Below are 12,623 nucleotides of genomic sequence, written 5' to 3'. Positions count from 1 at the left end.
AGGGAGAAACGATGATGAATTTCCGTAACGCAAGCATTCTGGCCGGACTGGCGCTCAGCGTCTCAGCCGCGGCGCTGAATGCATATGCCTCCGAGCCAACCGTTCCACCGAAACCGGCGGACTTTCCGGCCGAAGGCAAGATCAATTATGTCGCGCGCGACTCCATCCTGGAGTTCAAGGCGCTGCCCGAATATCACGAGCCCGACTGGGTCACGAAGAATTTCGTCGCCACCGGCAAGCTGCCGCCGGTCAAGGACCGGCTGCCGAAGGAACCGCTGGTCTTCAAGACCGGCAATATGCCGGACGGTATCGGAGTCTACGGCGATACCATGCGCCACGTCATCGGCGGCCGGCCGGAAGGCTGGAACTACGGCGCCGGCCAGACGCAGGGCTGGGGCGGCATCGATATCGGCCTTTCCGAATGCCTGACGCGCACCGCGCCGCTGTTCCAGGTGCAGGCCTCCGACACCGAGCCGCTGCCGAACCTTGCCAAGAGCTGGGATTGGTCGCAAGACGGCCACAAGCTGACCATGCACCTGATCGAAGGCGCCAAATGGTCCGACGGCGCGCCGTTCAACGCCGACGACATCATGTTCTACTGGGACGATGAAGTCATCGACCCGAACGTCTCGCCGCTCGGCGGCGGCGCCTCGCCGGAAGCTTTCGGCGCCGGGACGACCCTGAAGAAGGTCGACGATTACACTGTCGAATGGACCTTCAAGGAGGCCTTCCCGAAGCAATATCTCTACACGATGTCCTACCCGAATTTCTGCCCGGGTCCGTCGCATATCCTGAAGGCGCAGCATCCGAAATATTCGAAGAACACCTACGACCAGTTCAAGAACGCCTTCCCGCCCGAGTTCATGAACATGCCGGTCATGGGCGCCTGGGTACCGGTCGAATATCGCCCGGACGACATCATCGTCATGCGCCGCAACCCCTATTACTGGAAGGTCGACGAGAAGGGCGATCAGCTGCCTTATCTGAACGAGCTGCACTACAAGCTCTCGACCTGGGCCGACCGTGACGTTCAGGCCGTCGCAGGATCCGCCGATTTCTCCAACCTCGAGCAGCCGGAAAACTTCGTCGCGTCGCTGAAGCGCGCCGCCGAAAAAACGGCGCCCGCCCGGCTTGCCTTCGGCCCGCGCCTGATCGGCTATAACTTGCGCATGAACTTCTCCGCCAACGGCTGGGGCAACCCGGACGAGCGCGGTGAGGCGATCCGCGAATTGAACCGCAACGAGGACTTCCGCAAGGCCGTCACCATGGCGCTCGATCGCAAGGCGATCGGCGACTCGCTGGTCAAGGGGCCGTTCACGGCGATCTATCCGGGCGGGCTCTCCTCCGGCACCAGCTTCTACGACCGCAACTCGACCGTCTACTATCCCTTTGATTTGAAGGGCGCCAAGGCGGAACTCGCCAAAGCCGGCCTCAAGGATACGGATGGCAATGGCATCGTGAACTTCCCGGCCGGCACGGCGGGCGGCAAGGATGTCGAAATCGTCATGCTGATCAACAATCAGTACACGACCGACAAGAGCCTTGCCGAAGGTGTCGTCGGCCAGATGGAGAAGCTCGGGCTGAAGATCGTCATCAATGCGCTCGACGGTGCCAAGCGTGACGACGCCCATTATGCCGGCCGCTTCGACTGGCTGATCCAGCGCAACACGACGGAGCTGTCGTCGGTGGTGCAGAACACCGAACAGCTTGCCCCTGTCGGTCCGCGCACCAGCTGGCACCATCGCGCCGGCAAGGATGACCAGCTCGATCTGATGCCCTTCGAAAAGGAGCTTGTCGATGTCGTCAACAAGTTCAGGACGAGCCAGAACAACGACGAGCGCGTCGATTTGATGAAGCAGTATCAGAAGATCTCGACGGAGCACGTCAACACCGTCGGCCTGACGGAATATCCGGGCGCCCTGATCGTCAACAAGCGGTTCTCCAACGTGCCCCAGGGTACGCCGATCATGATGTTCAACTGGGCTGAAGATTCGGTGATCCGCGAACGCCTGTGGGTGGCTGCGGACAAGCAGGGCAAATACGAGCTGTTCCCCGAACAACTGCCCGGCAAGCCCGGCGAAAAGGGCCCGATAAACTAAGCTCCCTCCCAGCTGAAGTGAGCTCCAGGCCGCGCGCGCCGCGCGCGGCCTGACATGACCAACAAGCCGGCCGCGCTGACAAGGAGCGACTGGCGGCAAGGAGAAGCGAACCGTTCGATGTTACGATTCCTGCTCGTGCGCATAGCCTCTGCGATTCCCATTCTCTTCATCCTGAGCGTGGTGACCTTCGCGATCATCCAGGCACCACCCGGCGACTACGCCGATTATATAAGATCCCAGCTGATCAACCAGGGCGGCGCGTCCTATGCCCAGGCCGAAGCGCAGGCGCAGCTCTACCGGGTCGAACACGGCCTCGACAAGCCGATGGTCGTCCAATACGTCAACTGGATCGGCGGGATAGTGACCCGCGGTGATTTCGGCTACAGCATGTTTTACAACAAGCCGGTCGCCGATGTCGTCGGCGAACGCCTGCCGCGGACATTGCTTCTGGCGCTCGTCTGCCATCTCCTTGCCTCGGTGCTCGGCATCGGCTTCGGCATCTGGGCGGCGACGCGACAATATAGCTGGATCGACAGCCTGCTTTCGGGAATTTCTTTCCTCGGCATGACGGTGCCGCGCTTCCTGATGGCGCTGATCATCGTCTATCTCCTGGTTTTCCAGCTTAACGTCTCCGAAATCGGCAGCTTCTTCTCGCCGCAATATGGCGGCGCGCCCTGGTCGTGGGCGAAGTTCGCCGATCTGATTCACCATGTCTGGCCGGTCGTGGCGATCGCCACCTTCGGCGGGCTTGCCTACAATATGCGCGTCATGCGCGGCAATCTGCTCGATACGCTGAATGCCCAATATGTCGAGACGGCCAAGGCCAAGGGGCTTTCCGGCGCAGCCGTGGTGATGCGCCATGCGGTGCCGAACGCGCTGCACCCGCTGGTGATGTACCAGGGCGTCGTGCTGCCCTACATGCTGACCGGCGAGATCGAAACCGCGATCATTTTCGCCTTACCGACCGTCGGCCCGGCGATCGTCGGCTCGATGGCGGTCGGTGACGTCTATGTCACCGCCACCTTCATGATGGTGCTGTCAGCGACGCTGATCGTCGGCAACATCATTGCCGACATGCTGCTCGCCCTGCTCGATCCCCGTGTCCGCCAATATGGAGGAGCCTGAGATGCTGGCTTTCGACTCCGCGCCACCTCCGCCGACGACAGAACTTTCCATCAACAAGCCATCGCGTGGGCATGAAAGCTATATCGCCCTTGTCTGGCGCCGGCTGAGGCGCTCCTGGACCGGCATGGCAGGGCTGGTGCTCGTCGTGCTGTTGATCGTCATGGCGATCTTTGCCGATTTCTTTGCGCCGATGGACCCGAAGGCGACCGATGTCGGCTTCGCGCCGCCGCAGGTGATGAGCTTCCACGACAAGGACGGCAATTTCGTCTTCCAGCCGCGCGTCTATGCGCTCTCCGATTCCGAAGAGCTCGACCCCGTCACCTTCCAGCCGATCGTCGGCATCGACTACGATAACCCGCGGCTGCTCGGCTTCTTCGTCAAAGGCGCGGAATACCAACTCTTCGGCCTGATCCCCGCCAGCCGGCACTTCTTCGGCTCGACCGACGGCCAGCCGGTGCATTTCCTCGGCACCGACAAGTTCGGCCGCGACGTGCTGTCGCGCGCCATCATCGGCTCGCGTATTTCGCTGACCATTGCCCTGACGGTGGTCTTCATCGTCACCATCATCGGCACGACCGTCGGCATGGTATCGGGCTATTTCGGCGGCACCTTCGATATCTGGTTGCAGCGTTTCGTCGAACTGGTACTCGCCTTCCCGCAGCTGCCGCTCTATCTGGCGCTGACCTCGCTGATCCCGGTGACGGCGCCGACCAACGTCTTCCTGGCCTTCGTCATTGCCGTGATGTCGGCGCTCGGCTGGGCGCAGATGTCGCGCGAGGTGCGCGGCAAGACCTTAGCACTTGCCCGCATCGATTATGTCCGGGCAGCCATGGCCGTCGGCGCTACCGACACGCGCATCATCATGCAGCATATCTTCCCGAATGTGATGAGCCACGTCATCGTCGCGGTGACGCTGCATATACCGAGCGTCGTGCTCTTGGAATCCTTCCTCGGTTTCCTCGGCTTTGCGGTCAAGCCGCCGCTGATCTCCTGGGGGCTGATGCTGCAGGATACGGCGACCTATTCGGTGATCGGCTCCTATCCCTGGATCCTCTCCCCCGTCGGCTTCGTGCTCGTCACCGTCTTCGCATTCAATGCGCTCGGCGACGGATTGCGCGACGCGGTCGATCCTTATTGAGGTGATTGATATGGCTCTTGCATTGGTCAATTCCTTCGCCCCGCCCGTCCGCCACGACCATGATGGCCGTTCGGACACGCCGATCATCGACGCCCGCAATGTGGCGGTGAATTTCAAGGTCGAAGACGGCATGGTCGAAGCCGTCAAGGATGTCTCCTTTCAGCTCTATCGCGGCGAGACGATCGCGATCGTCGGCGAATCCGGTTCGGGTAAATCGGTGACGGCGCGAACGGTGATGGGACTGTTGTCGAAGCGCGCCGTCGTCTCCGAGAAATCGACGGTTGCCTATGACGGCAGCAACATTTTGAAATTTTCCGAGCGGGCGCGCCGCAAGCTGCGCGGCGACCGCATCTCGATGATCTTCCAGGAGCCGATGAGCTCGCTGAACCCGATCTATACGATCGGCAGCCAGATCGTCGAGGCAATCCGCGTGCATCGCCGGATCAGCAAGAGGGATGCGCAAAAGCGGGCGCTCGAACTGCTCGAACATGTGCAGATCCCCGATCCTGCTGCGCGGCTCATGCAATATCCGCATCAGCTTTCCGGCGGCCAGCGCCAGCGCGTGATGATTGCCATGGCGCTTGCCAACGATCCCGATGTTTTGATTGCCGACGAGCCGACGACGGCGCTCGACGTCACCGTGCAGGCGCAGATCCTGAATCTCATCCGCAACCTGCAGAAGGAACTGGGGATGGCCGTCATCCTCATCACCCACGACCTGACCGTGGTGCGGCAGTTCTCGGATTATGTCTATGTGATGCAGTACGGCGAAGTGCGCGAGCACAACACCACCGAAGCGCTGTTTGCCAATCCGCAGGACGCCTATACCAAGCATCTGCTTGCCTCCGAGCCGCGCGGCCAGGCCAATCCGCTGCCGGAAGGGTCGGATGTGATCCTCGATGCCAAGGGCGTGCGCGTCTCCTTCATGATGCGTCACGGTACTTTTCTGAAGCCGGCGATGCGTGAGCTTGTCGCCGTCGACAGCCTCGACCTGACGCTCCGACGCCATGAGACGCTCGGTCTCGTCGGCGAATCCGGCTCCGGCAAGACGACATTCGGCCAGGCGATCCTGCGGCTGAACACACCCGACAGCGGCGAGATCCGTTTCGACAACCAGCCTATCCATGGCCTGTCCCGGGCCGAGATGCGGCCCTTGCGCGCCCGCATGCAGGTGGTGTTCCAGGATCCTTTCTCATCGCTCAACCCGCGCATGACGATCGGCCAGATCATCGAGGAGGGGCTCGTCGTCAACCGGCTGGGCGCGACCAAGGGCGAACGCCAGGACCGGGTGCGCGAGGCGCTGATTGCCGCCGGCATGCCGGGCAATATCCTGTCGCGTTTCCCGCATGAATTTTCCGGCGGCCAGCGCCAGCGCATCGCAATCGCCCGCGCCATCGCGCTCGAGCCGGAATTCATCCTGCTCGACGAGCCGACATCGGCGCTCGACCTTTCCGTCCAGGCGCAGATCATCGAACTCCTGCGCAAGCTGCAGGACGAACGTGGCCTGAGCTATCTCTTCATCTCCCACGATCTCAAGGTCGTCAGGGCGCTCTGCCATCGCGTCATCGTCATGCAGCATGGCAAGATCGTCGAAGAGGGTCCTGTCAACGAGGTTCTCACCCATCCCAAGACCGCCTACACCGAACGGCTCGTCAAGGCCGCTTTCGAGGTAGCATGATTACCGAATGCCGGAGGCTATAATGGCAAGAAATCCCAAAATCACCTTTATCGGAGCAGGCTCCACCGTCTTCATGAAGAACATCGTCGGCGACGTGCTGCAGCGCCCGGCGCTGTCGGGTGCGACGATCGCCTTGATGGATCTCAACCCGCAGCGGCTGGAGGAAAGCGCCGTCGTCGTCAACAAGCTGATCTCGACGCTTGGCGTGAAGGCGAAGGCGGAAACCTATTCCGACCAGCGCAAGGCGCTTTCGGGCGCCGATTTCGTCGTCGTCGCCTTCCAGATCGGCGGGTATGAGCCCTGCACGGTCACCGATTTCGAAGTGCCGAAGAAATACGGGCTGCGCCAGACGATCGCCGATACGCTCGGCGTCGGCGGAATCATGCGCGGGCTTCGCACCGTGCCGCATCTCTGGAAGGTCTGCGAGGACATGCTTGCCGTCTGCCCCGAGGCGATCATGCTGCAATATGTCAACCCGATGGCGATCAACACCTGGGCGATATCGGAGAAATATCCGACCATTCGCCAGGTCGGACTCTGCCATTCGGTGCAGGGCACGGCGATGGAACTGGCGCACGACCTCGACATTCCCTACGAGGAAATCCGCTACCGCGCGGCCGGCATCAACCACATGGCCTTCTATCTCAAATTCGAGCATCGCCAGCCGGACGGCTCCTACCGCAACCTCTATCCCGACCTCTTGCGCGCCTATCGCGAGGGCAGCGCGCCGAAGCCCGGCTGGAACCCGCGCTGCCCGAACAAGGTGCGCTACGAGATGCTGACGCGGCTCGGCTATTTCGTCACCGAAAGCTCGGAGCATTTCGCCGAATACACGCCCTATTTCATCAAGGAGGGCCGCGACGACCTGATCGAGAAATTCGGTATTCCGCTCGACGAATATCCGAAGCGTTGCATCGAGCAGATCGAGCGCTGGAAAGGGCAGGCGGAGGCCTATCGTTCGGCCGACAAGATCGAGGTCCAGCCGTCGAAGGAATATGCCTCCTCGATCATCAACTCGGTCTGGACCGGCGAGCCCTCGGTGATCTACGGCAATGTCCGCAACAATGGCTGCATCACCTCGCTGCCGACGAATTGCGCCGCCGAAGTGCCCTGCCTCGTCGATGCCTCCGGCATCCAGCCAACCTTCATCGGCGACCTGCCGCCGCAGCTAACCGCGCTGATCCGCACCAACATCAACGTGCAGGAGCTGACGGTGCAGGCGCTGATGACGGAAAATCGCGAGCATATCTACCACGCCGCGATGATGGATCCGCATACGGCAGCCGAACTCGACCTCGACCAGATCTGGTCGCTGGTCGACGATCTGCTCGCCACCCACGGCGACTGGCTGCCCGAATGGGCACGCACGACCCGCAAAGTACAGGCCGCCTGACACCCCTCTCCCGGGTGAGGCGACAAGAAGCCCCGCGGTCGCAACAACCGCGGGGCTTTTTGCGTGAGGATGGGGCCGATCTACTCAATCAACAAATGGTCCTTGAAAGCGATACCGTTCGATCTCACTTGATATGGTGACTTCAATTTTGAACTGACAGCTCCTTGCAAGCTGCCGCCGGTGCTCAGCAAAGACGCCTAGTGATGTCAGGGAAACCAGCTCTGATTCCGTCTGCGCGTGCTTTTGACGCAGCCCGCATCTCCAATCGAATGAGGTGACTTTTGACGCAATTCTTCGAAACTACTCAAGGAATAATGGTAATGGGAGCGCTGATTGCTGCCGGTGGCATAACAGCTGGCGCTTGCATCCCCACAGTCATTCAGCTCGCAAGAAAGCAGATCAATCGACGCCCAAGAAGCGAGGCGAGAAATCTGGCAATGATGACGGTGTTGGCGCTCGACGACTTCGCCGGAGCGAGCTATGCGGCAGTCCGGGACATCCCAGAATTCAATCCGATGGATGAAGGCGAATTCGTGTTTCACGTTCCTGATCCCGTCCTTTCGCTTCCGAAAGACGCCGATTGGAAGCTTTTCACTACCGAGTTGTCAGACGAAATCCTGTGGCTGTCGAACCGGGTCAAGAACCTCAACTATGCGTTGGATAGCCTCGATCTCTCTAGGCCCGGCTACGATGGCTTCTTTGAAAAGCGCCAGGAAGGTTATGCGGGTCTTGCAGCCGAGGCCATGGACCTGATTGAGCGCATGCTCGAAGAGTTCGGTCTGACGCTGCCTGCCAAGCCTGACTACTATCGCCAGCGTGAGGGCCTCGTATCGGCGATCCAAAGCGTGGGAGAACGAGGCTCCGGCCGTCGAACGACCGGGACTGTCACGCGATCGAACGGATCGAATGTCCTGTACCTATTTCCAAAGGCAGGCGATGAAGCCGAGTGATTTAAAGGAACCGCGCTGCTGAACAAATTGAGCTAACAATGACGTGTGGTGCTAAGAAGGTCGGCAGTGCGAGATCGGAGTTGGTCCCGCACGTGGTTGGCTTTGTCGATCAGATCTACTCGAATGGCCGTCTCCCGAAGATCAGTTTAGTTCGGAGGCGGTCGCTCAGCGTTCAGGAAATTGACGCGAAGCTGCTTTCGTACTGGCAGTCTGACCTCACGATCAATCAGTTGCCCCAGCCAATTTGGAACCGATCAAATCGAACCTCGCTCAACGGCTGGTTGGAGGGGCCCAGCCTTACCGAACGAAGAACGAGACGAAGCTCGGGGGAATAGTATTGTTCAAAAATAATCGGAGGCAATCCCGTCAGTTGGAGGCGGCTGTTGATGGCCCAAACTTTGTAGGAACAAGTCGCGATCGTTTCTTCTCCCCAGCCGTCGAACCTAATTATAGTGGCGCCCGAAACGGATTTTTTGCCATTGATGAAAAGCGTAGTCTCGGATTGCCAATTCTTCTTCTGTGGTAGATCGTCTAACGCAATCGCATTCGCGTATTTCAGCTCATGCGTCCCGCTGGCACTAACTCTCTTTTCGACGAGCAAGGGGTGCAAATATACAGCCGACACCGGCTGCAGTGAACGGTTACGCTCCATCAGCCGTTGTTCTGTGAGACCCGGACCGTCCGGCTTGTAGAACGCGGAAAAGAAAGGCACTTCTCTGGTAAGCAGCACGCCCTGTTTGGTTTCTTTAGCGCTCAAGCAAGTGCCAGAGGCGGGCGCCGCCAATGTTAGTCCGACCAATAGGGACAAACCTCTGAGCAAGATCGACATTCCAGATATCCCTCATCGAGACTGTGACGCTTTTGGCCTGACCCGATGTCACAACGACAGCAAGAACTCCCGATCTGCCAGAGCGATGCAGCACCTGTGATCCGTGGGTGGTAAACGCGGTGAGGTCTCGTCGGAGCCGTGACCGAGTCACGTAACGGGCGGAATTCGTGGCGCAGGATCTTGCCGCCGGCATCCATGAACACCACGCGTTGTGCGAGCTTGCGGGCAAAGCCCATTCGTGGGGTCACCATCATCATCGTCATGGCTTCCTCCGCGACAGCGACCATGACATCGGATCGAGCGCCGAGGTTGGTTCGTCGTAAACAGCCAGGCCGTGTTTCCAAAGCGGTCGAAACACTCTCGATGGGCTAGTAACCGCCTATCTCACCGCGAACTGGGCCTATCCCCTGCGGCTGTGCATAGGTTGTGTTGTCCGATCCGCTAGTTGCGCATCCTGAGAGGGTCATGAAGACGATTGCTGCTGCGGCCAAAATGTTTTTCAGAGGCACGGCGTTCTCCGATCATGGCAGGCTGCCCGGGCCTCAAGGGCCACGCCGAGGATTTTCCGTTAAATCACTTACAATGGCAAGCGCGTGGTTGGCTGGCGGTAAGTAGCGATACGGCCTCTTCAAGCGTCTGCCTGACTGGATAGATAGTCGTTCGGCGAGGCATCTTTCCCCAGCACGCTGACATAGATATGGTGCTGCTGGTAAACGCGCTGACCCAAGTCCCTGGGGGGCGTGGTCGGCCAGCGCAGAAAACCTGGACCCGCCAGTTGACCAGCAGGAACCAACTGCTCCAGAAATCTGCCCCCTCAAAATGTCAGCCATAGTCGATGCCGCAGGAGCAGCGACCCGACAGTCCGGCGTCGGGCGTCGCGCGTGCCATCCGCGACGGGGATCGATGCATCCCCGACCAGCACGTCAGATGGTGGCCTTTCGCTTCAATCAGCCAAAGAACGCACGAAGCTGCGCGAAAAACCCGCTTGGTTTGCAGCCTGCCATCTTTCGCAAACGGCGAGCGACGACTGCCGCGCTGACGCGTTCACCGAAATGGCAGAAGCACACAAGATCGTGCAATTGCTCATCGCTGAGTTCGAAGAACCGTTTGGCCTCTCCATAACTGTCATTTTCCATTCCTGCCGCCCGCAGCATGGGATCCGCGAATGCAACAGAGATCGGCGTGCCGTCAGCCCTGAGAGCAAGCCGATCGGCCATCGGCTGATACTCGGTTTCGTGAAGTGTCTTGAGAAACGGTCTGGGGCTGCCTTCGAGACTTTCGGCCCAGCGTTCAAGCCGTTCGCGCCAAGTCATTTCAAGGCGCTTGCAGGTCGGGCTGACAGTTGCGATGCTTTTCAACTGGTCTAATGCGTACTGTTCCATTTCGGCCTCCTATCTCCGGAAAAATAGATGGTCCGCCTCCCGAAAATAGCGTCGCTCAGGTCGCAGCCGATGTCCAATCACGATTGAAAACGGCACCTGCGTTGAAGTGGAACGGAAGCCGGAATCGACGACACGCCGTTCGCGCGGCTGCCTTCAAGGCGTCGCTGAGTCGGCGGTCTCGGGTCATTTTCAACTGGATTTTCCACCCGCAGCGTACCGCAACATCGCAATATCGCGCGCGATCTCTTAAATCCCCGACCCGTAGAGCTCCTGGTCATCGTCGCCTTCCCAGGGAGAGGGCATCGAGGTACGATTGGCCGAAGGCATCGGCATCCAACACTTCAATTCCGGCTCGGCATATTCGATGATATGCCCGGGCGAGGAGTCAGAGGCGCGCCAGCCTTCTGCACCGAACTGATCGCCATTCGACCAATAGGCGAGGTCAACTTCTGCCGGCCCCTGTTCGGACGGGCGAATTGTGACGAGGATCCGGCTACCGTCTCTCGGTGCGCTTCCCATGTCGCGCCAGCGGTCTGTGTCGTCCATCGTTTTCCTCCTGCCTCGCTACAGGTTGCGAGTGTCGCCTCGCCATCGGAAACGGTCAATTGAAAGTTTGTGCTAGCCGTCGTCTGTCGCCGCTCATCTGCAAACCGAATTGGCGGGTTGGGCTTTTTCATACTGGTTGGTGGCCTGCGGCTTGATCATGAGCACGCTTCGAAACCCAGACGCCTGCAACCGTTCCTCGCCAGTTGTTGATGATCAATTCTCTTTGAATGGAGGATACAAGCGCCGTATTCTCAACCGATCTGGTCGTGCTACGCATCAAACATGGGATTCGGGGTTTTCATCCACCGCTCAGATTCGATCTACAAAGACAGGCCGGCAGAACAATATCAGTTCCCGCGCCAGTATCTCGGTCGCGTGCAAGCTTGCCTCGGAGAATGGATCATCTACTATGAGCCGCGCAAGATGGCGGCGACCCGCGGCTATTTTGCTGTCGCCAAGGTAGCTCAAGTCATTCCGGATCCGGAGGTGTCGGGCATGTACCTGGCACTCATCGAACCGGGCAGCTACCTCGATTTCATCAACGCCGTTCCGTTCAGCGGGCCGGACGGTGTCATTGAGCGAGGCTTGCTGAACGAGGAGGGACGAATTTCCGGTAGAGCACAGGCCGCGGTGCGCCCGATATCCGCGGCGGATTTCAATCGCATCCTGTCGATTGGCCTGGACGAACATGAACCCGAACTGCCTCGGTTGGGTGAGCCGGCAGTAACGCTGCCTGCCGACGGATTTGAAGACACGGCTCAGGCGCCGTTCCTTTTTGAGCACGAGCGCGACCGAATTACGCAGCTCTCGTCGCGGATCGTTCGCGATCGGCTGTTTCGCCGGCTCGTTTTGCAGGCCTATGACAAACGGTGCGCAATCACTGGTCTGAAGCTCATTAACGGTGGCGGCCGTGCGGAAGTCGATGCCGCGCACATCCGCCCGGTGGAAGCAAACGGACCCGACATCCTCACCAACGGCATTTCTCTGTCTGGCACAGCACACTGGATGTTCGACCGCGGCCTGATCGGTCTCTCGGATGACCTTGATATCCTGATCTCGCGGCAAGCCAACGATCCGGAGAGCATCCGAGGCCTGATCAACAAGTCTGGAAGGGCAATCGTGCCCTCAAAACCGTTCGAGCGGCCACATCCCCATTTTCTCAGGTGGCATCGCGAAAATTGCTTCAAGCACTAGGTAGGTGCATTGCAGCGTCAATGGCGCCGTTCTCCAAGCAACTACGTCGCGTGCTTTGATGCTTAAGTTAGCTGTCTCAAATCCTCCTCGTTGCCTGTAAATGGGAAGATGCGCTCTCTACTCATTGCGTAGGCCTCCGATCCACACGCTTCCTGAGCACAAGGCATCACATCCGAAATATACGGAACGATTGAAACATAAACGGATAACTGAATCGCCCAAGACCAGAGATATCTGTTCCACCTCACGTCTACGCGATGACAATTCGTGGGGAAACCTGAATGCCGGA

10 protein-coding genes and 1 pseudogene are annotated in these 12,623 nt (G+C 59.5%); 7 read left to right on the top strand and 4 right to left on the bottom strand.

Annotated elements, in window-relative coordinates; genetic code table 11:
• The first annotated feature begins 11 nt into the window (after positions 1-11).
• The 6 genes from ACIPSK_RS00680 to ACIPSK_RS00655 all read left to right on the top strand — a co-directional run bounded on the left by ACIPSK_RS00680 (position 12) and on the right by ACIPSK_RS00655 (position 8,383).
• Positions 12-2,099: an ABC transporter substrate-binding protein gene (locus tag ACIPSK_RS00680; protein WP_446532621.1), complete on the top strand. Its 2,088-nt coding sequence runs from the start codon at positions 12-14 to the stop codon at positions 2,097-2,099.
• Between the two features lie 117 nt (positions 2,100-2,216).
• On the top strand, positions 2,217-3,224 hold the full coding sequence (locus ACIPSK_RS00675; RefSeq protein WP_446532623.1) for an ABC transporter permease: 1,008 nt from the start codon (positions 2,217-2,219) through the stop codon (positions 3,222-3,224).
• Position 3,225: 1 nt separating this feature from the next.
• Positions 3,226-4,362 (top strand): ABC transporter permease, encoded by a 1,137-nt coding sequence (locus ACIPSK_RS00670; protein ID WP_017968293.1) that lies wholly within the window; start codon positions 3,226-3,228, stop codon positions 4,360-4,362.
• Positions 4,363-4,372: 10 nt separating this feature from the next.
• Complete coding sequence (locus ACIPSK_RS00665; protein WP_162115248.1) at positions 4,373-6,040, top strand: ABC transporter ATP-binding protein; 1,668 nt, start codon at positions 4,373-4,375, stop codon at positions 6,038-6,040.
• Between the two features lie 22 nt (positions 6,041-6,062).
• Positions 6,063-7,433, top strand: a complete 1,371-nt coding sequence (gene melA / locus ACIPSK_RS00660; RefSeq protein WP_162115249.1) for an alpha-glucosidase/alpha-galactosidase — start codon at positions 6,063-6,065, stop codon at positions 7,431-7,433.
• A 281-nt stretch (positions 7,434-7,714) separates the two neighbouring features.
• On the top strand, positions 7,715-8,383 hold the full coding sequence (locus ACIPSK_RS00655; RefSeq protein WP_162115250.1) for a hypothetical protein: 669 nt from the start codon (positions 7,715-7,717) through the stop codon (positions 8,381-8,383).
• Between the two features lie 226 nt (positions 8,384-8,609).
• Here ACIPSK_RS00655 and ACIPSK_RS00650 read toward each other — a convergent pair whose 3' ends face one another.
• The 4 genes and pseudogenes from ACIPSK_RS00650 to ACIPSK_RS00635 all read right to left on the bottom strand — a co-directional run bounded on the left by ACIPSK_RS00650 (position 8,610) and on the right by ACIPSK_RS00635 (position 11,140).
• A complete protein-coding gene (locus tag ACIPSK_RS00650) occupies positions 8,610-9,212 on the bottom strand; it encodes a hypothetical protein (RefSeq protein ID WP_162115251.1) in 603 nt (200 codons plus the stop codon).
• 185 nt (positions 9,213-9,397) lie between these two features.
• Positions 9,398-9,543 (bottom strand): annotated as a pseudogene (locus ACIPSK_RS00645) (polar amino acid ABC transporter ATP-binding protein); the annotation flags it as partial.
• A gap of 616 nt (positions 9,544-10,159) precedes the next feature.
• Entirely contained in the window at positions 10,160-10,594 is a 435-nt protein-coding gene (locus ACIPSK_RS00640) for a hypothetical protein (protein WP_162115252.1), read from the bottom strand.
• 246 nt (positions 10,595-10,840) lie between these two features.
• A complete protein-coding gene (locus ACIPSK_RS00635) occupies positions 10,841-11,140 on the bottom strand; it encodes a hypothetical protein (RefSeq protein ID WP_162115253.1) in 300 nt (99 codons plus the stop codon).
• 282 nt (positions 11,141-11,422) lie between these two features.
• Here ACIPSK_RS00635 and ACIPSK_RS00630 point away from each other — a divergent pair, with 282 nt between their 5' ends.
• Positions 11,423-12,334: an HNH endonuclease gene (locus ACIPSK_RS00630; protein ID WP_162115254.1), complete on the top strand. Its 912-nt coding sequence runs from the start codon at positions 11,423-11,425 to the stop codon at positions 12,332-12,334.
• Positions 12,335-12,623 lie beyond the last annotated feature (289 nt).

The organism is Rhizobium sp. LARHSG275 (assembly GCF_052871115.1).
Note: the sequence above shows the minus strand (reverse complement) of the source record. Positions and strands in the feature narration are given on the sequence as shown.